Consider the following 20,699-nt stretch of genomic DNA (forward strand, 5'->3'; position numbering starts at 1 on the left):
CGCGAAACGGTTTCGCTAGCTGGCGTCGTCCGTATAAGTCACCCCCAGCGATGCCAGCACCTGCCAGTAGTCAGGGAATGTCTTGGCAACGCAATCGGGATCCAGAATGGTAATCCCGTCGATAACAAGACCAGCCAGCGCAAAGCTCATCGCAATGCGGTGATCGGCAAAGGTATCGATTTCCGCTTCCAGACGCTGCCCGGCGAGGCTCGGATCGGCAGCAACGATCAGGTCGTCGCCCTCCTCCGTCGCCAGCCCTTCGCGGATGGCGTTCAGGCCGGTCGACAGGGCGCGGATGCGATCGCATTCCTTGACGCGCAGGTTGGCGATGCCGACGAAGCGCACCGGCGTCTCGTTGAAAGCGGCCAGCACGGCGATGGTCGGGATAGCGTCCTGCATCTGCGATCCGTCGATGACATCAGGCATATGCGGAAACGCCGAGATCACCGCGTACGCCTTGGCATCCGGCTGGGTAAACGCGTCTGCCGGCGTTCCGATGTCAATGGCCCCGCCGCTGAGCACCTCGGCGCCCCAGAGATAGGTGGCGGCCGAAGCATCCGGCTCGATGTGGAAATCAGTTGCAGTGTAGCCGGTCGGTTGAATGGTCCAGGAGACGCCGTCGCGCTGCTCAACCTTGGCTCCGTAAGCCTGCATTACATCCAGGGTCAGGTCCACATAGCCGCGCGCGCCGATGTCTGCACCTGCAAGGGTTACGGTGACGGGCTGGTTTGCGCCCGGCGATGCCAGAGGTGCAGCCATCAACAATGCCGAGACATATTGGCTGGAAAGGCCGGCATCGACTTCCACCCGGCCAGAGCCGAAATGGCCGTTGCCACGCACTGTCACAGGTGGACATCCTGTCGGAGCTTCAACGTCGATGCCGAGTGATTTCAATGCGGTGACCAGCGGCCCTATAGGCCGTTTACGCATATGCTGGTCGCCATCGACGACGACGGTTCCAGCAACGCTTGCCACCGCCGCCGTCAGGAAGCGCGTCGCAGTGCCGGCATTTCCAAGAAACAGCGGCTTTTCCGGCGCAGACCACACACCCGTACCGGTGACGATGAAAGTCGTGTTATCCGGCTCCTCGACGCTGACGCCCATGGCGCGCAGGGCGCCGGCCATGTAGCGGGTGTCGTCGCTTTTCAGCGCGCCGGTCAGCCGGCTTGTGCCCTGGGCGAGGCCGGCCAGAAGCAGCGCGCGATTGGTGATCGACTTCGATCCCGGCGGCATGGCGCGACCGGTGAGCGGCTTGCCCGGCGGGATAATCGTGAGTTTCGCTCTGCCCATCGTCAATCTCTTCCATCTGCCAACGAAACGGTAACCCGGCAACAGGTTCTATCGCCTCCATATCCGTCGCAAAACCATTCCGAAAGGGGAAAGATCTAGAATTTTACTGTGGGAACGGCGCGGTCGGCCTCGTTGGTGACTTCGAAATAAGGACGCTTGGCAAAACCGAAGGGGCCGGCCACGAGATTGTTCGGGAAGCTCTCGACCTTGACGTTCAGGTCGCGGGCAGCGCCGTTGTAATAGCGCCGCGCCATTTGCAACTCGCTCTCCATCGTTTCCAGCGAGGCCTGCAGCTCGGCAAAATTCTGGTTGGCCTTGAGGTCGGGATAGGCTTCGGCCAGCGCCATGACCCGGCCGAGAGCTTGCCCGAGCAGCCCTTCGGCGACACCGCGAGCGGCGACATCGCCTGATGGCACGGCCTGCGCCTGGTTACGCAGGGAGACCACCTCCTCCAGCGTCGATTTTTCGTGGGTGGCATAGCCCTTCACGGTTTCGATCAGGTTGGGGATCAGGTCGGCGCGGCGCTTCAGCTGCACGTCGATGCCGGACCAGGCTTCTTCGGCCACCTGCCGGGCACGCACGAGACCGTTGTAGACAAAGATCACATAGATCGCGGCCAGCACAGCCACGCCCAGAATAATGTACATCGTCAAGCCCCCGGAACGACAGAGAATTGCGTCGGACCCTATGCGTTCCCGGCGCCGATGTCATGCGTCATTTAAGGGTCGATCTACGAGCGGTTCAGGCCGCCTGCATGACGGTGGCGCCGCCAGCATCGGTCAGCAGGAAGGCCTCGCCGCAAGCCTTGGCGAGCGTTCTCACACGCAGGATGTAACTCTGGCGCTCGGTGACCGAGATCACGCCGCGCGCATCGAGCAGGTTGAACACGTGGCTGGCCTTGATGCACTGGTCATAGGCCGGGAAGACGCATTTGTGCAGGACCCGTTTGTCGCCCTCGCCCGGCGCGCCTGATGCCAGAAGCGCCAGGCACTCCTTCTCTGCGTCGATGAAGTGGCGATGCAGCATCTCGGTGTTGGCGAACTCGAAATTGTGGCGCGAATACTCCTGCTCCGCCTGCAGGAAGACGTCTCCATAGGAGATCTTCTCGTCGCCCTCGCGGCCGTTGAAATTGAGGTCGTAGACGTTATCGACGCCCTGCACATACATGGCCAGCCGCTCGAGACCGTAGGTCAGTTCGCCGGCGACGGGTGCGCATTCGATGCCGCAAATCTGCTGGAAGTACGTGAACTGCGAGACTTCCATGCCATCGCACCAGCACTCCCAGCCGAGACCCCAGGCGCCCAGCGTCGGGCTTTCCCAATCGTCCTCGACGAAGCGGATGTCGTGCAGCAGCGGATCGAGACCGATGGCGGCCAGCGAGCCGAGATACAATTCCTGCAGGTTCGGCGGGTTCGGCTTGAGGATCACCTGATACTGGTAATAGTGCTGCAGGCGATTGGGGTTTTCGCCGTATCGGCCATCGGACGGGCGGCGCGACGGCTGCACATAGGCTGCCTTCCAAGGCTTCGGACCGAGCGCGCGCAACGTCGTCGCGGGATGGAAGGTACCGGCGCCGACTTCCATGTCATAGGGCTGCAGGACCGCACAACCCTTATCCGCCCAATAGGCATGCAACGTCAGGATCAGCGCCTGGAACGAGCGCTTCGGGTTCATGTGATCGGGAATGGCTGCAGCCGTCATGATGGGGATCCGAATTGCGGTAAGAAGCGCGACTGGTGCCATGGGAGGGGACAGGGGTCAAGATAACAAGTATAGAGAAACACCGGCTTCATCGGAGAAGGACAATGAACGTCAAGACAGAGATTACCCTTACCGAAGACTATTTGCGCTATGCAGAACGACTGGTCGAGGAGGGTATCTATCCGTCGATCTCGAGCGTGGTGGAAGCTGGCATTGCCCGGATGATGCTTCAAAATGAAACTTCCGCCGAAGATCCTGTGGGACTGACAGATGAAATCCGGCGACGGATGGCCTTGCCTGTCGGTGACTGGTTACCGTGGGACGGCGCTGACATGGCCGAGCGCGTGAAGAAAAAGCTGAGCGCGCAACACAACATGTAAGGCCATCCATGCGCTATACGATCCGTAGGCACCCGGCGGTCGAAGACGATCTTTTTGAGACCGTTTCGATGATTTCGGACTATGCCGGCATTGCAGTCGGACTGGCAAAGACAGATGAAATCGTGAATTTCATTGCGTCGCTCGCAGACTTTCCGAAAATCGGCACCGTGCGTGACGAAATCTATCCCGGGTTACGCGCTATACCGGCCTCTGAAAAAGCAGTTGTTTGTTTCACCGTCGACGACCCAACACGCACTATCCTAATAGTCTGCATCAGCTATGCAGGAGCCGATTGGGTTTCGCGGGTCCGGCATCGGCGCTAGCGATGCACTCGCGGTGCAGCTAGCCTGGTCAATCATTTGGCACTGCACGCATTTCGCAGGTTTGATCCGGAACTAGCATCCCGCGACCCGCTATTCCTCGTCCCTCTTCAGCCGGTATTCGCCCGTCAACGGATCCTTGACGAGCGTGCCCATGGCGCCGGTGCTGCGCTCGCGCTCCTGGCGCTGCGACTGCTGTTGCAGCCGCTGCGCCGCGTTGATGAAGCGCTTGTAGATCAGCCAGCAGACGCTGCCGATAACGATGATGAAAATGAGCTGCGCCATGCCGGGGCTGTTCCGTTGTTATAATCCGTATCGGCCCCATAGTGCCTTTTCTTCTGCGGCTTCCGCAAGCCCGGATGCAAGACCTGCGGCAATGCTGTCAAGGCCGGGCAAGGCGATACTTGGCGCCTTTCTTCCAAACAGACCACGCGACGACGAGACGAGCTCGATTTTCGTTTTTTCGCCATAGCGTTTCTTCAGCTCCTGGCGCATTTCGCCGAGGCCGTCGATGAGGCCGAGCTCCAGTCCCCTTGTTCCCGTCCAGAACAGGCCGGAGAAGATCGTATCATCGTCCGCCTTGATCAGGCCGGCGCGGCGCTCGCGGACCATGTCGATGAAAATCGTGTGGATCTCAAGCTGCAGGCTCTTGAGGTAGTCGATGTCTTTTTCCTTTTCCGGCTGGAAAGGATCGAGGATCACCTTGTTGCTGCCGGCGGTGTAGACACGCCGCTCGACGCCGATCTTCTTCAGCAGTTCGGGAAAACCGAAGCCGCCGGAGACAACGCCGATAGATCCGACAATCGAGGTCGGGTCAGCGATGATCTCGTCGCCGGCGAGCGCAATCATGTAGCCGCCGGAAGCAGCCACATCCTCGACGAACACGAGCACCTTCTTCTTCTTTTCGACCGCGAGGTCGCGGATGCGATTGTAGACCATGCGCGACTGGACGGGCGAGCCACCCGGTGAGTTGAGGACAATGGCAACCGCAGGTGATGCCTTCATCGAAAACGCCTTGTCGAGAGCGTGGCCCACACTGGCCAGATTGAGGGCTGGCCGGAAAGGGCTGCCACCTGCCATGATCGTACCGCTGAGGCGAACAACGGGGATCACCGTCCCCTCCTTGCGAAATCGCTTCGGCAGCAGTCGTCTCAGCAGTCCAGCCATCGTCAAACCCTTGTTTTGGTCCCGTTCAAGTCACAAGCATGTATGGATTGAAACGGCAAACACAATGGCTGACGGGACGAAAGCGGGCGAAGAGCGCAGCGCGCCCTGATTTGCGGGGTGACTGGCTGCAGATTCGTGGCGTTCTGCGCAAGCGGTGGAGCAATCAGATTACGGAGCGGATCAAGGATGGCATTTGGAGCTGTCTGCACTCGTCTCGGGAGATCCGATCTGTCTGGCGCCTGTCGTCACGATGGCTGTAAAGTCGTTCTGCGCTGCATAGATAAGGCGCTCCAGATCGGCGTAGGCGGAAGGTTCGAGCTCTCTCGCCTTCAGGACAAGTTGACGTTGGACGACCAGGCAGTCGTCCTGGCGTTGGTAGATCGCCTTGTAAGACCCAACTTCGTTGCTGATATCGACATCCCTGGGCGCAGTAGCGATCCAGAAAGAGGCGGACATGGCGACGCTATAAGCCCATTTGAGATCACGCACGGGCAACTCCATCGGCGTAACCCGCCTGCCCTTCCGGTCGAGAAACGATCGAAGCTCATCGATCGGGTCGAACAGCGGCGGCGATGGCAGCACGAACGCACCACCCGTCGGGTCCATGCCATGGGGACTATGCCAGTCCATCGTGAGTTTGAAAGGATGATCCATGTCCTCCGGCCCGCTCGTCACAAGCCGGCCAAAGCCGCCTTCGGGTGTGTTGCGGAGCTTGCGGTCGATCCGGCGGTTGTTTTCATCGGGGTTTTGCAGGGCCGAGCGGAGCGACATTTCGATGCTGGGTGACATGGTCGCGGTCGCCTGGCCGAGGATGGTTCCGTCGTCGTTGATGCGTATGGAGCCCTTGGTGACGAATTGCGCGGTTTCCGGCGTCATCTCAGGCGTGCGTCGCACCTCGGAATGCTCGCCAGCGACAATGGCGAGCTTGCCGCTCAGTCCCTGATCGAGGACACCAAACGGGGTGAAGGGGCTGGTCGGGTTGGCGAAGACATCGAAGTCGGGCAGATAAATTATCGCGTGATTGATCTCGTAGGGCGACCAGAGCGGAAGTGGTCTGGCCCGATTGCTCCAGTCGATGAGTGCCGGCTGGGAGCGGATGCCTTCTGCAGAAAGAAGGGCTTGCATCAACGTAACGTGGTCTTTGCAATCGCCATAACCGTTTTTCAAGATGGTCGCGGCGTCATGCGATTCGTAGCCGTCGTCATCGCTCATATAAACGGCGAGATAGCGGATGTTCTTGGCGCACCAGTCATAGATAGCGCGTGCTGCGTCGAGCCCCTTGCGATCTCCGACGATACTCTTGGCGAGCGCGTCGATCTCTGCCGTGACAACCGGCTTGCCCTTGTTGACGCGGTAGTAGATGTCGCCGGCTTCGTTGTAACTGCGCAGCGAGGTGCCGAGAAACAGCGGCTCGAACTCCAGAAGAGCTGCCATGTGCTGCTCTCTGTCGCCGGCCGACACGTTTCTCACGCTGGCATCCGCCACGATATGACGAATGCCGTTCGCCGTCGTGTCGGAGACTGCGAAACCACCCTGGCTGGCGCTGGTGAAAGGAAGTGCGGCAGGCATGTCAATGACCACCTGCTCGTTGGCGTCTCGAAACGGGTCGAGCCATGCCGCCGCGTTGAAGCCCATCAGGGACGGTTTGGAGATGACCTCCTCGATCTCGTATTGAACATGGCTGCCGGTTGTCACCGCTGGCATTACAATCGTCGTCGTCACGGAGGAGACGAAGCCCGGTGCGTCGCGCGAGGCGGCGCTTGGACGGGTGAATATGGCATCCGGTGCCGGTTCGTGACGAACGCCGTCGGGTCCATCGACCCACCCTTTTATAAAACGAAACGACGTTCTGGCAGGGTCATATGTCATTGCAAACTGCGACAGATCCTTGATCTGCGCTTGCTTTTGCACGAAGTCGTCGATGACCATCGTAAACTTGTATGTATAATCCGGTGCGACTTCGTAATGAATGCTTTCAACCCTTTCCATGGGTTGGTCGGCATGGCCTTCTCGGGCGAGGACTAGAATACTCGCTGCGCACAGAAGCGTTTGAACGGCAAGATTTGCCAGGATGCATGAGCGCGACGACCGGGAAGGCAAATCGTTTTTCATTGCAATCACCTTCGTGGACGACGAGTGGGCAGGCGGCATGCCACAAGCATCACCCCGATATTAGGCGAAAATGAAATCAGGCTGAAGGTAGCGCAAGTGCCTCCTACTCCCGTGGCGAAGTAGGTAGCGCGGTCTGGACTTAGGCGCTTGATCCGTAACTTTTACGCGCCCACAGCCTTATCAGCTGGCCGCCAGCGCGCAGGTGGTGGAGTGGTTTGGGTGGAGGGCTGCGTTGAGGGCGTATTGTGTGAAGCGTGCGATGTCGGCCTTGAGGAAGGATGCGGCGTTCTCGGCAGCGACTTCAGTGTGATCGATGCATCGCACTTTGCCGGTTGCCACGACTTGCTCTGGCGGGTCTTGGAAGGACACTGGGAATGTTGCGAGGCCGCGGCGGATCAGTTGGCCGGAAATCTCCAGATGCACGCGTGGACTGATGCTGTCGTGGCTGGCGAGGAAAACTGCACGGCGCAGAGGTTGCGAGCGGTGGGAGGACAGTATGTCGAGGAGCTCGATTGTCCTTACGAACGGAGCGGCGTCCGGCTGATGGGGGAGGAAGGGAATGAGCACGAGATCCGCCATGGCAAAGGCGATCGCGGCGATCTGGTCCCCGGCACCGGAGAGGTCGATGACAAGATGTTCATGGGTTCGGGCGAGGGCTCTGGTCTCTTCGATGAACTGCCTTCCACAAACCGGATTTCGCACCGATGTGTCGCGCGGAAATTGCAGGTGGGTTTCCAGAGCAAACCGTTCCAGGCAGTCGTAAAGTGCGGCACCAAACCCCTCGTTCAATAGCTCGCTCGCTACGGCAGCGGCAGCGCGCCCTCCGATTTCCGACCGGCTATTTGCAAAGCAGATGATTGCCAAAGATGCCCCTTCCCGGCCAACCCTTGCGAACATGGGGCGCAGGGGTCAAGGACGCGTCTTCATGACTGTTTGATGACGAATATATGACGTATAAATTATTAACAATAAATATAAACATCTTGCCCATAGCTGAATACCGACACGATTTATGGCCTTGTAGCGCTGTTATCCGGCGGTATCGCACCACGCGGCCGCGCCTACCGAAGCCGATGCGCGCGCTATCCCTCCGCCCCCGATCAGCCTGACCATCTCATCGCTCTGCTGCCGCAAATGACCCCCGCCACGGCAAATTTTCTCGTCACATAAATTTCTTGTTGCGAATGACTTGCATTATCATTCTAAACAACTAGTCTTGCATTGCAGCATACAGACGAGGACACCATGGACGCGATCAAACCGAAAACCGATGCCGGCTGGCGGCAGGACAGCCTCGATCTCAGCCTTGCCGACGTGCATGGTTCGGTGGACACCCAGAAGAGCGGATCGAAGCTGCGCCGGATGATGGCGTTTGCCGGGCCGGGCTATCTTGTGGCGGTCGGCTACATGGACCCCGGCAACTGGGCGACGTCGCTCGCCGGCGGCTCGAAATTCGGTTATGCGCTTCTCTCGGTGGCGCTTCTGTCCAACCTGATGGCCATCGTGCTGCAGGCGCTGTGCGCCCGGCTCGCCATCGCCAGCGGCCGGGACCTGGCGCAGGCCTGTCGCGATGCATTCCCGCGCTATGTCGCGGTGCCGCTCTGGGCACTCGCCGAAATCGCCATCATCGCCACCGATATCGCTGAAGTCATCGGCACCGCCATCGGGCTCAACCTGATCTTCGGCATGCCGCTGGAACTGGGTGTGCTGCTGACGGCGCTCGACGTATTTCTTATTCTCTATCTGCAGCGGCTCGGTTTCCGCTGGATCGAGGCACTGATCATTACCCTGCTTGGCGTCATCGCCTGCTGCTTCGCCTTCCAGATCGCACTTGCCGATCCGGATTGGGGCGGCGTCATCCGTGGCTTCCTGCCGACCACAGACATCGTTCGTAATCCGGAAATGCTGTACCTGGCGCTTGGCATCCTCGGGGCGACCGTCATGCCGCACAATCTCTATCTGCATTCAGGCATCGTCCAGACCCGCAAATACGGCAAGACCCTGCCGGAAAAGCGCGAGGCGCTGACGTTTGCAACGATCGACTCGACGGTGGCGCTGACCTTTGCGCTGCTGATCAACGCTGCGATCCTGATCCTTGCCGCTGCCGCCTTCCATGCCCACGGCAAGACCGATGTGGTCGAACTCGGCGATGCGAGCTCGCTGCTGGCACCGCTGCTGGGCATGGCGATTGCGCCGACCCTGTTCGGCATTGCTCTTCTCTGCTGCGGCATCAATTCGACGGTGACCGCGACGCTGGCAGGCCAGATCGTCATGGAAGGCTTTCTGCAGATCAGGCTGAAGCCGTGGATCCGCCGGGCAGTGACGCGCGGTCTGGCCATCATCCCGGCCTCTATCGTCACCATCTGGTTCGGCGACGAGGGCACGTCGGAACTGCTGATCCTGACCCAGGTGGTGCTCAGCCTGCAGCTTTCCTTCGCCGTCTTCCCGCTGGTGATGTTTACCGCCGACAAGGCGAAGATGGGTGCCCTGGTGGCTCCGCGCTGGCTGAGTGCAATTGCCTACCTGATTGCCTTCGCCATTGCCCTTCTGAACATCAAGCTACTGGGAGACATCTTCTTCTAGCAATTCCAGCAAAAGCGCTGAGCGGTTTTGCGTCCGGAAATACTTGAAAAAAAAGAGATATATCCATTACCGTCGACGATAGGCAATACGTCCGTTGTTGAGATCGTCGACGAAGGGCATGAACTGGTTGCCGCCTTCCTCGTGCATGACGAGCGGAAAGCGCAGAGCAAGGCGGGCCCTCGATCCCTTGATCGCGGTCACCAGGATCCGCACCGCACTTTCGCCGTTGCGAGGATGGATGGCAGTGATCTCGATCCCGCCGAAACGCCGGCCGCAGGCAGCGATGATCTCGCCCATCGATTCCGGACGGGCAATCAGCGAAAGCTGGCCGCCAGGGACCAGGATGGCGCTGGCTGTGCGCAGCCAGGTCTCGAAAAGGCCTTCCGTCATGGCATGCGCCTCCGCCCTGAGGGGGTCGGGCGTCAGCCGATCGCTGCCGTCGTTGAAGGGCGGATTCATGATGACGTGGTCAAATTTGTTGTCGGCAAGGCCCACAGCATTGCGTCGCTTGCCTGTCAGCGTGACATCGGCACTGACGACCGATATCCGGCCGGCAAAACGGCTGTTTTCGGACAGCGCGAGGCCCTTTTCGGCAAAGGCGACCATTTCCGGAGACCGTTCGATTAGCGTGACCTCGGCACGCTCGAGGCGTGAGGCAACGGCAAAACCGGCAGCGCCGGCACCGGCGCCGAGATCGGCAACCCTGATGGCGCGGTTATCGTCGACGAGTGAGGCCAGCAGCATGGCATCCATGCCGGCGCGATGTCCCCGGCCCTTCGGCTGGACGATATGGAACGCACCGCGATGAAAAGCGTCGATTGTTTCGCCGGGTTCGCTCATCGCCGCTCTCAGCGCCGCTCGGCGCGCAACTCGTCGCCAAGGCCGGCGTCTATCAGGATGCGGCGGGCCTCGATGGCGCGCTCCCCGTCGACCAGGAAGCGACGCGGCAGCATGCCGAGCGAGCCTTCGAGAATGCTCATTGCCTCATCGGCAACCATGCAGCGGATACCCGCATCCTTCATCAGGCTTTCGGCGAATGAAAGCGTGACGGGATCGTTGGTGCGTATCAATTCGTGCATGAACCTGGCGTTTCCTGTCAATTTTGCGCGACCGGACAATTCGCCCCTTGCCGCGTCCCCTGCCCCTTCTTATTGTCGTTTTCACAAAATGAACAGGAGTTCGGGACGTTGGGCGTCGTGATACCGCTTGAAGAAAGCAAAAACAGACTGGCCTCCGTCAAGCCGCTGGTCGACCTGACCAAGGCAGATATGGAGCGTGTCAACCAGTTGATCCTTTCCAAGGCTGGATCCGATGTGCAGATGATCCCGGAGGTCGCGGAGCATCTGATTTCCTCCGGCGGCAAGCGCTTGCGGCCGATGCTGACGCTCGCCTCTGCAGCGCTGTTTGGCTACAAGGGCGAAAACCACGTCAAGCTGGCGACCTCTGTCGAGTTCATGCATACGGCAACGCTGCTGCACGACGACGTGGTCGACGAAAGCGATCTGCGCCGTGGCCGCTCCACGGCCCGCATGATCTGGGGCAACCAGGCGAGCGTGCTGGTCGGCGACTTCCTGCTCGGCCAGGCATTTCGCATGATGGTGGATGTCGGGTCGCTGGAAGCACTCGACGTGCTGTCGACGGCTGCCTGTGTCATTGCCGAGGGCGAAGTCCTGCAGCTGTCGGTCGCCAAGAACATGGAGACCACCGAGGACGACTATCTCTCGGTCATCCGCGCCAAGACGGCGGCGCTTTTTGCTGCGGCTGCGGAAGTCGGGCCGATCGTTGCCAATGGCGGCAAATCAGGCCGCAATGCGTTGAAATCCTACGGGACCAATCTTGGTCTCGCCTTCCAGCTGGTCGACGATGTGCTCGACTATGGTGGCAAGGCCGTCGATCTCGGCAAGAATGTCGGCGACGATTTTCGCGAGGGCAAGATCACCCTGCCTGTCATCCTCGCCTATCGCCGGGGCACCGAGGAAGAGCGTGCCTTCTGGCGCGACGCCATCGAGAACGGTAACAGCAGCGACGCCAATCTCGAAAAGGCCTTGGGTTTGATCACCAAGTACGGCGCCCTCAACGACACCATCGGACGGGCCGTCCACTACGGCACGATTGCGCGAGATGCCCTGGCACCGTTGCCGGACAGCCCCGGCAAATCGGCCCTGATGGAAGTCATCGACTTCTGCATCGAGCGCGTTAACTGACAAGCGACGAGCTGTATTTCTTGCGGGGCCGCTTCAAAAAAGCCATCCTGTTGTGAATCAGTGCTGAAAGAATGCATGGCGCGACCGGCTTCCGGTTGCCCTCCAAGAAAGGTTCTCTAATGCGGCAAACACTTGCCATTCGTTTGCTTTCGAGCGCAGCTCTCGCCGCGTTCATTTCGGTGACTGCAATCAACGTGCTGCACGCCGAAGATACGTCCAAGAAGGCAGTGGATGCGAGCGATACGGTGACCTTCGAGCCGGACCGCGTCGATACCTTTTCCGGCGCCTTTCTTGCCGCCCGCACGGCCGATGTCGACCATGACTACATCAACGCCATAGCGCTCTACAAAAAGGCGCTGATGATCGAGCCGGGCAACCCGGAAATCCGCCAACGCCTGATGATTTCGCTGCTGCTCAACGGCAATATCGACGAAGGCGTCAAATATGCCAACGAACTGAAGTCCGACCCGACGGTCGAGCGGATCACCACAATCGTGCGCGGCATGGACGCCATGCGCCGCCACGATTACAGCGCAGCCCAGGCTATCCTCAAATACACCGGCCCGAACGACCTCGACCGGATGATGAACGGGCTGCTTGCCGCCTGGGCGCAGGTCGGCGCCGGACGCGGCAAGGAAGCGCTGGCGATGGTCGACAAGATGCAGGGGCCGAACTGGTTCGACATCTTCAAGAACTACCAGGCCGGCACCATCGCCCTTGTCATCGGCGATACCAAATCGGCTCGCACGCACCTCAACAGCGCCGTGCTCGACAAGGACGGCGGCGCCACGGCACCGGACACCTACATGCGCGCCGTCATGGCGCTTGCCTCGCTCGAAGCCAAGGAAGGCAACAAGCAGAAGGCGCTGGACGCAATCTCCGTCGGCGACAGCATGATCAGCAATTTTGCGCCGCTGAACGCGCTGCGCGACAGCATCGGCAAGGGTGAAAAGCCGGAGCAGGCCGTGACCAACGCCTCGCAGGGGGCCGCATCCGTGCTGTTCTCCGTTGCCGCCGCGCTAAACCGCGATGGCGCCGAAGACGTGGTATCGCTGTACCTCGAGACGGCGAATGCGCTGGACCCGAAGAGCTCGGACACGCTGGTGCTGCTCGGCGGCATTGCCGAAAAGCAGGACCAGATGGACCGCGCCATCGCCTTCTACAAGCAGGTGCCGCCGGGATCGCCAATGGCCCGCATCTCTGAACTGCAACTCGGGCTGGCGCTGGCACAGGGCGGCAAGTCCGAAGATGCACTCAAGCACCTGAAGTCGCTGATCGAGTCCGATCCGAAGGATATCCGCAGCTACCTTGCCTATGGCAACGTGCTGTCTCAGGCCAAGAACTACCAGGCGATGGCCGACAACTATGACAAGGCTGTCGAGGTCATCGGCCCAGTGCCGACCAAAGCCGACTGGAACATCTTCTACCAGCGCGCTATCGCTTATGAGCGCCTGAAGAAGTGGGACATTGCCGAGCCGAACTTCAAGAAGGCGCTCGAGCTAAACCCCGACCAGCCGCAGGTGCTCAACTATCTCGGCTATTCCTGGGTCGACATGAACCGCAACCTCGACGAGGGGCTGGCGATGATCAAGAAGGCTGTCGATGCGCGACCTGACGACGGCTACATCGTCGATTCGCTCGGCTGGGCCTATTTCCGCCTCAACCGCTTCGACGATGCGGTCAAGGAACTGGAACGCGCCGTGCAGCTGGAAGCCGGCGATGTCACCGTCAACGACCATCTCGGCGATGCATACTGGCGCGTCGGGCGTCGTCTCGAGGCCGTCTACCAGTGGAACCGGGCGATTACCTACAAGCCGGAAGAGGCCGACCTGCCGCGTCTGAAGGACAAGATCGCCAACGGCCTGCCGCCGCTCGACGACCCCAAGGCTGCGGAGAAATCCAAGCCGCCGGCAGCAGTCCCGGCCGAGACCCCGCCAGTCGACAAGAAATCCTGACGACCGATGCTATCGATTTTTGACGCGGGCGCCTTCGACCTCACGGAAGAGGCGCCCGCGAAAATCAACCTTGCCCTGCATGTGACGGGACTTCGGGGCGACGGTTACCACCTGCTCGACATGCTGGTGACTTTTACCGATCATGGCGACCGGCTGGGGTTCCGCTCCGCCGATGCTGACGGTTTCGAGATATCCGGACGGTTCGCAACGTCTCTTGGCCCGCAGGAGCAACCCACTAGCAACCTCGTGATCAGGGCGCGCGATCTTTTGCGGCAGGCATCTGGCGGCAGTGCACCGCCGGTGATGATTCATCTCGAGAAAAGCTTGCCCATCGCCTCCGGCATAGGTGGCGGCTCGGCCGATGCCGCTGCGGCCTTGCGCGGGCTGATGCGGCTTTGGAACATCACTCTCACGCCGGATAAGCTGAAGGCTCTTGCGCTGCAACTCGGGGCTGACGTGCCGATGTGTCTGACGAGCCGGCCGCTGATCGCCCGTGGCATCGGCGAGGAGATCGACGTGCTGCCGGACTTTCCCTCCTTCGGCTTGCTGATCGGCAACCCTCTGGTCGGGGTATCGACACCGGCGGTTTTTCGTCAGTTGAGGGAGAAGAACAATCCACCGTTCGGTTTCGAACACCGGCAACTGAAGAGTAGCCACGAGTGGCTTTCCGTGATCGACAGCCTCCGCAACGATCTAGAACCGCCGGCGCGTGCACTTTGCCCCGAGATCGGCGAGCTATCGGTATTGATGGCCGGGCAACGACCCAGGCTCGTCAGGATGTCCGGCTCTGGTGCCAGCTGTTTTGCCCTGTTTGACGATCTGGATGCAGCCAAAGCTGCGGCCGCTTCGCTTCACAGCCACAGGCCGGACTGGTATTTTCAGGCAACGCAGACAACCGCAGGAGATCTCCGATGACAGGCTCGACGCAACAGCGGCCTTTCGTGCCAGTCGGCATTGCCGTGCTCACCGTCTCCGACACCCGCACAGCCGAAGACGACAAATCCGGTGACACTCTGGTGAGGCGCATTGCAGACGCCGGCCATCGGTTGGCCGCCCGCGCCATCGTGCCCGACGATATCGCACAGATCCGCGCTACCGTGGAAGCCTGGACCACGGACCCCGCAGTCGATGTGGTGATCACTACCGGCGGCACCGGCTTTACCGGCCGCGACGTGACGCCGGATGCGCTGGAGCCGCTGTTTGAAAAGCGCATGGAGGGTTTTTCGGCGGTCTTCCATCGCATCTCCTACGACAAGATCGGCACGTCGACGATCCAGTCGCGGGCGACGGCAGGGCTGGCCAATGCCACTTTCATCTTCGTACTGCCGGGATCGCCCGGGGCCTGCAAGGATGCCTGGGATGGCATCCTGAAGGCACAGCTCGACTACCGTCACATGCCCTGCAATTTCATCGAGATCATGCCTCGCCTCGACGAGCACCTCAAGCGCGGCGGGCAATCCGTCTGATCAAAGAGGCCAGCCAGATCAGCGCACCGAGCGCGCCGCCACCCAGGACGGGATGATCTCGCTCGACAGCTTTCCGGGCTTCTGGCCCCTGGCAAGTTCTGCCAGCGTCATGCCGCTTCTGGCAGCGGCCACGGCCTGAGCCTTTGAAATGAGGAAGCCGAACTCCAGCGGCGACACCGCCCGACCGATGCGCTGCAGCAACGGCCGCCTGTATCCACGCGAAGCGGTGAAGCGGGCAGGCAACTTGTTCAGTGCCATATACTCGCCGATCTCGTCTATCCAGCCGGCCTGCGGGCGCGCGCCGGGTTCTACCAGGAGCAGCCACTCGCCGCGTGCGGAGCGCAGGATCTCGCCGAGATCCCATTCGGTATGATAGCGGCAGCCGGCGGCATCGGCGACGCGCTCGGTGCCATCGCTTAAGCCATGGTCGAGAACCACGACGTCACAGACCAGGCCCTCGATCGCACCCGCGACGAGGGACGCAAGTGTCTGCGCCAATTCGGGTTCCTGATCCCGGCATTCGATTATGACTGTCAACATCGCTCGTTTATAGTGCGGTGCATAATCGAATGCTAGCGCAGTTTTCCGCATTTTGTTCTTGCATTGTTCTCATTGCTGCGATAGGAATTTAATCAAGGTCAGACATCGGGATGCACGGGCATCCCCTGCCGCTGGAGCCACCGATGAACCAACAGTCCCTTGCAGGGCAGGCCGCATTCGCGCTTGCCAACACGGCAGATATGGCTGATGCACTGATCGTTTCGTCCGGTCTGCGGATCGACATCGACCGGCGGCGTGGTCGCGGTGCTGGGCTCAATCCTGGCGGTCGCTTCGAACCATCGAGCCGCGAGAGCGTCGACGACGGCTGGCAGTCGCTGGAAGACCTGCCTCCCTTCAGGACCGAGGTGCAGATCGAGAAAGCGCGCACGGCGATTACCCGCAATACGTCGCCGGACATTCCCTTCGATCGCTCGATCAATCCCTATCGTGGCTGCGAGCATGGCTGCATCTACTGTTTCGCGCGCCCGACGCACGCCTATATGGGGCTGTCTGCCGGGCTGGATTTCGAGGCCAAGCTGTTTGCCAAGCCGGATGCGCCGAAGCTGCTGGAAAGAGAACTGGCCAAACCCGGCTACGAGCCGAAGGTCATTGCCATTGGCACCAATACCGATCCTTATCAGCCGATCGAGAAGGAATGGCGGATCATGCGCCAGATCCTGGAGGTGCTGAACCGGGCCAACCATCCGGTATCCATCGTCACCAAATCGGCGATGGTGCTGCGCGACCTCGATATCCTTGGCGAACTCGCGGCAAAGAACCTCGTGCGCGTCTCGCTGTCGGTCACCACGCTCGACCGCAAGCTTGCGCGCACCATGGAGCCCCGCGCTTCGACGCCGGCACGCAGACTGGAGGCAGTCCGGATGCTTTCCGCAGCCGGCATCCCGACTTCGGTCATGGTGGCGCCGATGATCCCGGCACTCAACGACCATGAACTCGAGAAGATCCTCGATTCGGCCAAGGCGGCCGGGGCTCAGGAGGCCGGCTATGTGATGCTGCGCCTGCCGCTCGAGGTCAGCCCGCTGTTCCGCGACTGGCTGCTGCAGAACTATCCGGACCGGTACCGGCATGTGATGTCGCTGGTCCGCGAGATGCGCGGTGGCAAGGATTACGATGCGGATTTTGGCAAGCGGATGAAGGGTGCCGGACCCTACGCCTGGCAGATCAGCCGCCGGTTCGAGATGGCCACCAAGAGGCTCGGTCTTACGCGCCGCAGCATTCGGCTGCGCACCGATCTGTTCGTTCCGCCGGATGGCAGTGGCGTTCAGTTGTCGCTGCTCTGAAAACCCCATTCCTGCGGACGGTTGCCCTGACTGTCCAAAGGATATCCCCCGGCTTGGCCGCCCCAATGCCGGGGGACTTGCAGGAAATCGGGTTGGCGTGCGAGGGTCAGCCGCATGACACGTCGCACGCCACCCGATTCTCCCCAGCTCTTCGAAGACCTGCCGCTCGTCCCGGATTTCACGCTCGAGCACTCGGCGCGCAAGGCAGGCCACTGGCCGGTTGCCGGCACGGACGAGGCAGGCCGAGGTCCTCTCGCCGGGCCTGTCGTTGCTGCCGCCGTCATCCTCGATCCCGATAACATTCCCGAAGGCCTGAACGATTCCAAGCAATTGTCTGCGACCCGACGGGAAGAGCTGTTCGAATTCATCATTGCGACATCGACGATCTCAATCGCATCGTCCAGCGCCGGGCGCATCGACGCGACCGATATTCGCAAGGCGAGCCTCGATGCCATGCGGCGGGCTGTCTGCGGTCTTGCGATCCCGGCAGGCTTCGTGCTTGTCGACGGGCTCGACGTGCCACCAGGCCTCCCCTGTTCGGGCAGGGCTGTGGTCAAGGGCGACCGGCGGTCGCTGTCGATCGCTGCAGCTTCGATTCTTGCCAAGGTGACGCGCGACCGGATGATGGTCAGGGCCGGCATGGTATTTCCGGCCTATGGCTTTGCAGCCCATGCCGGCTATGCCACCGCCGTTCATCGCAGCAGCATCGAGCTTGTCGGCCCCTGCCCTTTGCACCGCATGAGCTTCCGGCCGATGCGCAAGGATGTCCTCGCCAACGAAACCCCCTAAATGCAAAAAGGCCGGGACGATGCCCGGCCTTTCGCATTGATGTGTACAAAGCTTAGTTCAAGCTTGCCTTGACGTCGCCAAGCGCTGCCTGGAACAGCTTCGCTTGAACACCGGCGTCTGCCTTGCTGGCGATGACGGTTTGGGCTGCGGCGATTGCCAAGTCGACAGCGGCAGCGCGAACTTCCTTGATGGCGTCGAGCTCTGCCTGCTTGATCTTCTGCTCGGAAATTGCAGTGCGGCGTTCGACGAATTCTTCCGTCTTCTTCTTGGCTTCGGCTGTCAGCAACTCGGCTTCGCGAGCGGCAGAGGCAACGATATTGGCCGCCTCGACTTCCGCTTCCTTGCGCTTGCGCTGGTACTCGGCCAGCAGATGCTGGGCTTCCTCGCGCAGACGCTTGGCTTCCGACAGATCGTTGCGGATCTGGTCGGCGCGCTCGTCGAGCGACTTCGCCATCATGCCGGGAACCTTCATGTAGACGATGAGGGCGATGAACAGCAGCAGGCCAACGAGAGCGAAGAAGGTTTCGTCCAGATGGAATTCCATGGCTTATGCCTCCTGCTTGACGTTGGCGACAGCAGCGGCAACCTCGGACTGCGAAGCCGGCACACCGATCAGCTGCTCGACCACGGATGACGCAGCCTCTTCGGCAACAGCGCCGACGTCGGCAAATGCCTTCGCCTTGATTTCGGCGATCCGTGCTTCGGCGGTCTTGATCTTTTCGGCCAGGCTTGCCTCGATGGCACGGCGTTCGGCTTCCGCCTTCGCCTTTGCTTCGGCGCGGGCTGCGGCACCGATAGCATTGGACTTGGCACGGGCTTCTGCCAGTTCGCGCTCATAGGTCGCGACAGCGGCGTCGGCTTCGGCCTTCAGGCGTGCGGCTTCCTCGACATCCTGCGCGATCCGGGCATGCCGGCTCTCGAGGATCCCGCCAACGCGTGGCACGAGGACTTTCTGCATGACGATGTAGAAGATGGCGAATGTAATCACCAGCCAAAGCAGCGCAGACGGAAATGTCTTGGGGTCAAAGGGCGGGAAAGACGCGTGATGGCCTGGGGCCACACCCGTTTCCGTGTGCACTTCGCCGGGTGCCGGCGCGGCTTCTTCAGCATAAGCCGGAGTCACAAACATGCTCACCTCCAGTGGTGCAAATACGAAGAATCACGGCTCGCTTCCCGCAAGCCGTGATCCATCAAACCGTACAAATCAAACGGCGAAGAGGAGGAGGAGAGCAACGAGCAGCGAGAAGATGCCCAAAGCTTCCGTAACGGCGAAACCGAAGATCAGACGGCCGAACTGGCCATCGGCAGCCGACGGGTTGCGAAGAGCGCCCGACAGGTAGTTGCCGAAAATCGTGCCGAGGCCGATGCCTGCGCCACCCATGCCGATGCAAGCGATACCGGCGCCGATGAACTTTGCTGCTTCTGCGTCCATGTTAGAAACTCCTTAGATTGATAGGTTTTGGCTTTAACTGGTGCACGCGGCACCAACGACTTTACTTCTCAGTGGCCGTCCGGATGCAGCGCATCGTTCAGATACATGCATGTCAGCACTGCAAATACGTAGGCCTGCAGGAATGCCACGAGAAATTCGAGGGCCGTCAGAGCGACGGTCATGATGAGAGGCAGGATGGCACCACCGATGCCGAGCGCGCCAAGGGCTCCAAGCGAGGCAACGAAGCCTGCGAACACCTTGAGCGTGATGTGACCAGCCAGCATGTTGGCAAACAAACGGACGGAAAGGCTGATCGGCCGGGCCAGGAACGAGATAACCTCGATCGAAATGACAAGGGGCAGCAGCACTGCGGGAACGCCCTGCGGCAGAAACAATTTCAGAAAGCCGAGGCCGTGCTTGAAAAAGCCGTAGACCACGACAATGCCGATCACCAGCATCGACAACGCGAAGGTGACGATAATCTGACTTGTTACCGTGTAGAAATAGGGGAACATGCCAAGCAGGTTGGCGGTCAGCACGAACATGAACAGCGTGAAGACCAGCGGGAAGAATTTCATACCGGCGGAGCCAGCACCTTCACGCAGGATATTGGCGATGAATTCGTAGGACATTTCGGCGACGGACTGGGCGCGGCCCGGGATCAGGCTGCGCGACGCCGTTGCGAAATAGAGAAATCCGCCAGCCAGAACGACCGATGCGACCATGAACAGCGACGAATTGGTGAATGAGAAATCCAGCCCGCCGATTTCGATCGGAACGATCTTATTGATCTGGAATTGATGAATCGGACCGTTGGCCACCGCGCGTTCTCTCTCACTTGCCCGCCTCAGCAGCGGATATCCATGCTTCGAAGACATGCGCTGATGCGCAGTCTTGTTGCCTATTTCCTGTCCGACTTGCTGTCGCCGACCGTTGGGGTGGATACCTTCCCGGCCATACGCAAGACATTCAGCACACCAGCACAAAACCCGAGGAGCAGGAAAATAATCATGCCCCACGGTCCGGTGCCAGCCAGACGGTCCAAGAAGTAGCCGATGAGTGCGCCGACAATGATGGCAGAAACGAATTCGCTGGAGAGTTTCAGTGCTTGAGCATAGCCTTTGCGGCTGGCCTGAGCCCGAGCTTCCCCCCGTTCGGCTTCCCCCGTCGCAGCGCGTTTGTTTGCCAGTTCGGCTCCCAATTGCGCCCTACGCTTTTCAAGACCTTCGTCCTGATCCCCCACCATGGCGCCCTCCCTGCTGCCGTTCCTTAACGCTACCCTTCCCCGATAACCTAAGAACGAACTGGAGGCTTAGCCACCTTTCGGCCCGTTTTGAACTCGGGCGAACATAGTTTTATGGAAAAGCATAGTCAAGACGTAGAAAGCACATGTCCCGCCATTAATAAAGGCAGGCAAATCATCGACTTATATGCGCTTGAAGGGAGCTTTGCGAAATCA

24 protein-coding genes are annotated in these 20,699 nt (G+C 60.4%); 9 read left to right on the forward strand and 15 right to left on the reverse strand.

Annotated features, from left to right (window positions below):
• Positions 1-15 precede the first annotated feature (15 nt).
• The 3 genes from J5278_RS15420 to J5278_RS15430 form a co-directional block, all read right to left on the reverse strand.
• Positions 16-1,290 carry a 3-phosphoshikimate 1-carboxyvinyltransferase gene (locus J5278_RS15420; RefSeq protein ID WP_209182966.1) on the reverse strand — a complete coding sequence of 425 codons (1,275 nt, stop codon included), beginning with the start codon at positions 1,288-1,290 and terminating at the stop codon, positions 16-18.
• A 95-nt stretch (positions 1,291-1,385) separates the two neighbouring features.
• Positions 1,386-1,937, reverse strand: coding sequence for a LemA family protein (locus J5278_RS15425; RefSeq protein ID WP_209182965.1), 552 nt, complete (start codon positions 1,935-1,937; stop codon positions 1,386-1,388).
• Between the two features lie 94 nt (positions 1,938-2,031).
• On the reverse strand, positions 2,032-2,991 hold the full coding sequence (locus J5278_RS15430; protein ID WP_209182964.1) for a glycine--tRNA ligase subunit alpha: 960 nt from the start codon (positions 2,989-2,991) through the stop codon (positions 2,032-2,034).
• 104 nt (positions 2,992-3,095) lie between these two features.
• Here J5278_RS15430 and J5278_RS15435 point away from each other — a divergent pair, with 104 nt between their 5' ends.
• Together J5278_RS15435 and J5278_RS15440 are read left to right on the forward strand one after the other, a co-directional pair.
• Entirely contained in the window at positions 3,096-3,371 is a 276-nt protein-coding gene (locus tag J5278_RS15435) for a hypothetical protein (protein WP_142824148.1), read from the forward strand.
• An 8-nt stretch (positions 3,372-3,379) separates the two neighbouring features.
• The gene (locus J5278_RS15440; RefSeq protein WP_142829223.1) at positions 3,380-3,694 is read left to right on the forward strand and encodes a type II toxin-antitoxin system RelE/ParE family toxin; all 315 of its coding nucleotides are present in this window, start codon (positions 3,380-3,382) and stop codon (positions 3,692-3,694) included.
• 90 nt (positions 3,695-3,784) lie between these two features.
• Here J5278_RS15440 and J5278_RS15445 read toward each other — a convergent pair whose 3' ends face one another.
• The 4 genes from J5278_RS15445 to J5278_RS15460 form a co-directional block, all read right to left on the reverse strand.
• Positions 3,785-3,976, reverse strand: a complete 192-nt coding sequence (locus J5278_RS15445) for a hypothetical protein (protein WP_142824147.1) — start codon at positions 3,974-3,976, stop codon at positions 3,785-3,787.
• Positions 3,977-3,994: 18 nt separating this feature from the next.
• Positions 3,995-4,858, reverse strand: a complete 864-nt coding sequence (locus J5278_RS15450) for a S49 family peptidase (protein ID WP_209182963.1) — start codon at positions 4,856-4,858, stop codon at positions 3,995-3,997.
• Positions 4,859-5,038: 180 nt separating this feature from the next.
• On the reverse strand, positions 5,039-6,847 hold the full coding sequence (locus J5278_RS15455) for a DUF3857 domain-containing protein (RefSeq protein WP_219258285.1): 1,809 nt from the start codon (positions 6,845-6,847) through the stop codon (positions 5,039-5,041).
• A 303-nt stretch (positions 6,848-7,150) separates the two neighbouring features.
• Positions 7,151-7,759: a hypothetical protein gene (locus J5278_RS15460; RefSeq protein ID WP_209206717.1), complete on the reverse strand. Its 609-nt coding sequence runs from the start codon at positions 7,757-7,759 to the stop codon at positions 7,151-7,153.
• Between the two features lie 456 nt (positions 7,760-8,215).
• Between J5278_RS15460 and J5278_RS15465 the strand changes: the two genes are divergently transcribed.
• The gene (locus J5278_RS15465; RefSeq protein WP_209182960.1) at positions 8,216-9,553 is read left to right on the forward strand and encodes an Nramp family divalent metal transporter; all 1,338 of its coding nucleotides are present in this window, start codon (positions 8,216-8,218) and stop codon (positions 9,551-9,553) included.
• A gap of 66 nt (positions 9,554-9,619) precedes the next feature.
• Here J5278_RS15465 and J5278_RS15470 read toward each other — a convergent pair whose 3' ends face one another.
• Both J5278_RS15470 and J5278_RS15475 read right to left on the reverse strand, forming a co-directional pair.
• On the reverse strand, positions 9,620-10,393 hold the full coding sequence (locus tag J5278_RS15470; protein ID WP_209182959.1) for a tRNA1(Val) (adenine(37)-N6)-methyltransferase: 774 nt from the start codon (positions 10,391-10,393) through the stop codon (positions 9,620-9,622).
• A gap of 8 nt (positions 10,394-10,401) precedes the next feature.
• A complete protein-coding gene (locus J5278_RS15475; protein ID WP_209182958.1) occupies positions 10,402-10,632 on the reverse strand; it encodes a DUF2007 domain-containing protein in 231 nt (76 codons plus the stop codon).
• Between the two features lie 108 nt (positions 10,633-10,740).
• Between J5278_RS15475 and J5278_RS15480 the strand changes: the two genes are divergently transcribed.
• The 4 genes from J5278_RS15480 (at position 10,741) to moaB (ending at position 15,178) form a co-directional block, all read left to right on the forward strand.
• Positions 10,741-11,757 carry a polyprenyl synthetase family protein gene (locus J5278_RS15480; protein ID WP_142824140.1) on the forward strand — a complete coding sequence of 339 codons (1,017 nt, stop codon included), beginning with the start codon at positions 10,741-10,743 and terminating at the stop codon, positions 11,755-11,757.
• Between the two features lie 119 nt (positions 11,758-11,876).
• On the forward strand, positions 11,877-13,712 hold the full coding sequence (locus tag J5278_RS15485; protein WP_209182957.1) for a tetratricopeptide repeat protein: 1,836 nt from the start codon (positions 11,877-11,879) through the stop codon (positions 13,710-13,712).
• A gap of 6 nt (positions 13,713-13,718) precedes the next feature.
• A complete protein-coding gene (locus tag J5278_RS15490) occupies positions 13,719-14,627 on the forward strand; it encodes a 4-(cytidine 5'-diphospho)-2-C-methyl-D-erythritol kinase (RefSeq protein WP_209182956.1) in 909 nt (302 codons plus the stop codon).
• Positions 14,624-15,178, forward strand: coding sequence for a molybdenum cofactor biosynthesis protein B (gene moaB / locus J5278_RS15495; protein WP_209182955.1), 555 nt, complete (start codon positions 14,624-14,626; stop codon positions 15,176-15,178). Before J5278_RS15490 ends, moaB begins: the two co-directional genes overlap by 4 nt.
• An 18-nt stretch (positions 15,179-15,196) precedes the next feature.
• Here the strand turns inward: moaB and J5278_RS15500 are convergent, their stop codons facing one another.
• Positions 15,197-15,718, reverse strand: coding sequence for a glycosyltransferase family 2 protein (locus J5278_RS15500; protein WP_209182954.1), 522 nt, complete (start codon positions 15,716-15,718; stop codon positions 15,197-15,199).
• A 143-nt stretch (positions 15,719-15,861) separates the two neighbouring features.
• Here J5278_RS15500 and J5278_RS15505 point away from each other — a divergent pair, with 143 nt between their 5' ends.
• Positions 15,862-17,019 carry a PA0069 family radical SAM protein gene (locus tag J5278_RS15505; protein WP_219258286.1) on the forward strand — a complete coding sequence of 386 codons (1,158 nt, stop codon included), beginning with the start codon at positions 15,862-15,864 and terminating at the stop codon, positions 17,017-17,019.
• A 114-nt stretch (positions 17,020-17,133) separates the two neighbouring features.
• Positions 17,134-17,808: a ribonuclease HII gene (locus J5278_RS15510; RefSeq protein WP_209182952.1), complete on the forward strand. Its 675-nt coding sequence runs from the start codon at positions 17,134-17,136 to the stop codon at positions 17,806-17,808.
• Between the two features lie 52 nt (positions 17,809-17,860).
• Here the strand turns inward: J5278_RS15510 and J5278_RS15515 are convergent, their stop codons facing one another.
• The 5 genes from J5278_RS15515 to J5278_RS15535 all read right to left on the reverse strand — a co-directional run bounded on the left by J5278_RS15515 (position 17,861) and on the right by J5278_RS15535 (position 20,486).
• Entirely contained in the window at positions 17,861-18,352 is a 492-nt protein-coding gene (locus J5278_RS15515; RefSeq protein WP_111217638.1) for a F0F1 ATP synthase subunit B, read from the reverse strand.
• Between the two features lie 3 nt (positions 18,353-18,355).
• A complete protein-coding gene (locus J5278_RS15520) occupies positions 18,356-18,937 on the reverse strand; it encodes a F0F1 ATP synthase subunit B (protein ID WP_209182951.1) in 582 nt (193 codons plus the stop codon).
• Between the two features lie 75 nt (positions 18,938-19,012).
• Positions 19,013-19,240, reverse strand: coding sequence for a F0F1 ATP synthase subunit C (locus J5278_RS15525; protein WP_111217634.1), 228 nt, complete (start codon positions 19,238-19,240; stop codon positions 19,013-19,015).
• A gap of 68 nt (positions 19,241-19,308) precedes the next feature.
• The gene (locus tag J5278_RS15530) at positions 19,309-20,061 is read right to left on the reverse strand and encodes a F0F1 ATP synthase subunit A (protein ID WP_111217911.1); all 753 of its coding nucleotides are present in this window, start codon (positions 20,059-20,061) and stop codon (positions 19,309-19,311) included.
• 80 nt (positions 20,062-20,141) lie between these two features.
• The gene (locus J5278_RS15535; protein WP_142824132.1) at positions 20,142-20,486 is read right to left on the reverse strand and encodes an AtpZ/AtpI family protein; all 345 of its coding nucleotides are present in this window, start codon (positions 20,484-20,486) and stop codon (positions 20,142-20,144) included.
• Positions 20,487-20,699 lie beyond the last annotated feature (213 nt).

Origin of the sequence: Rhizobium sp. B21/90 (genome assembly GCF_019355815.1) — a bacterium.
Taxonomy (GTDB): Bacteria; Pseudomonadota; Alphaproteobacteria; order Rhizobiales; family Rhizobiaceae; genus Rhizobium; species Rhizobium rhododendri.

What these genes read in the sequence shown, in the direction of transcription:
- J5278_RS15420 (WP_209182966.1), bottom strand. Translation starts at nt 1,290, where the DNA reads ATGGGCAGAGCGAAACTCACGATTATCCCGCCGGGCAAGCCGCTCACC.
- J5278_RS15425 (WP_209182965.1), bottom strand. Translation starts at nt 1,937, where the DNA reads ATGTACATTATTCTGGGCGTGGCTGTGCTGGCCGCGATCTATGTGATC.
- J5278_RS15430 (WP_209182964.1), bottom strand. Translation starts at nt 2,991, where the DNA reads ATGACGGCTGCAGCCATTCCCGATCACATGAACCCGAAGCGCTCGTTC.
- J5278_RS15435 (WP_142824148.1), top strand. Translation starts at nt 3,096, where the DNA reads ATGAACGTCAAGACAGAGATTACCCTTACCGAAGACTATTTGCGCTAT.
- J5278_RS15440 (WP_142829223.1), top strand. Translation starts at nt 3,380, where the DNA reads ATGCGCTATACGATCCGTAGGCACCCGGCGGTCGAAGACGATCTTTTT.
- J5278_RS15445 (WP_142824147.1), bottom strand. Translation starts at nt 3,976, where the DNA reads ATGGCGCAGCTCATTTTCATCATCGTTATCGGCAGCGTCTGCTGGCTG.
- J5278_RS15450 (WP_209182963.1), bottom strand. Translation starts at nt 4,858, where the DNA reads ATGGCTGGACTGCTGAGACGACTGCTGCCGAAGCGATTTCGCAAGGAG.
- J5278_RS15455 (WP_219258285.1), bottom strand. Translation starts at nt 6,847, where the DNA reads ATGGAAAGGGTTGAAAGCATTCATTACGAAGTCGCACCGGATTATACA.
- J5278_RS15465 (WP_209182960.1), top strand. Translation starts at nt 8,216, where the DNA reads ATGGACGCGATCAAACCGAAAACCGATGCCGGCTGGCGGCAGGACAGC.
- J5278_RS15470 (WP_209182959.1), bottom strand. Translation starts at nt 10,393, where the DNA reads ATGAGCGAACCCGGCGAAACAATCGACGCTTTTCATCGCGGTGCGTTC.
- J5278_RS15475 (WP_209182958.1), bottom strand. Translation starts at nt 10,632, where the DNA reads ATGCACGAATTGATACGCACCAACGATCCCGTCACGCTTTCATTCGCC.
- J5278_RS15485 (WP_209182957.1), top strand. Translation starts at nt 11,877, where the DNA reads ATGCGGCAAACACTTGCCATTCGTTTGCTTTCGAGCGCAGCTCTCGCC.
- J5278_RS15490 (WP_209182956.1), top strand. Translation starts at nt 13,719, where the DNA reads ATGCTATCGATTTTTGACGCGGGCGCCTTCGACCTCACGGAAGAGGCG.
- moaB (WP_209182955.1), top strand. Translation starts at nt 14,624, where the DNA reads ATGACAGGCTCGACGCAACAGCGGCCTTTCGTGCCAGTCGGCATTGCC.
- J5278_RS15500 (WP_209182954.1), bottom strand. Translation starts at nt 15,718, where the DNA reads ATGTTGACAGTCATAATCGAATGCCGGGATCAGGAACCCGAATTGGCG.
- J5278_RS15505 (WP_219258286.1), top strand. Translation starts at nt 15,862, where the DNA reads ATGAACCAACAGTCCCTTGCAGGGCAGGCCGCATTCGCGCTTGCCAAC.
- J5278_RS15510 (WP_209182952.1), top strand. Translation starts at nt 17,134, where the DNA reads ATGACACGTCGCACGCCACCCGATTCTCCCCAGCTCTTCGAAGACCTG.
- J5278_RS15515 (WP_111217638.1), bottom strand. Translation starts at nt 18,352, where the DNA reads ATGGAATTCCATCTGGACGAAACCTTCTTCGCTCTCGTTGGCCTGCTG.
- J5278_RS15520 (WP_209182951.1), bottom strand. Translation starts at nt 18,937, where the DNA reads ATGTTTGTGACTCCGGCTTATGCTGAAGAAGCCGCGCCGGCACCCGGC.
- J5278_RS15525 (WP_111217634.1), bottom strand. Translation starts at nt 19,240, where the DNA reads ATGGACGCAGAAGCAGCAAAGTTCATCGGCGCCGGTATCGCTTGCATC.
- J5278_RS15535 (WP_142824132.1), bottom strand. Translation starts at nt 20,486, where the DNA reads ATGGTGGGGGATCAGGACGAAGGTCTTGAAAAGCGTAGGGCGCAATTG.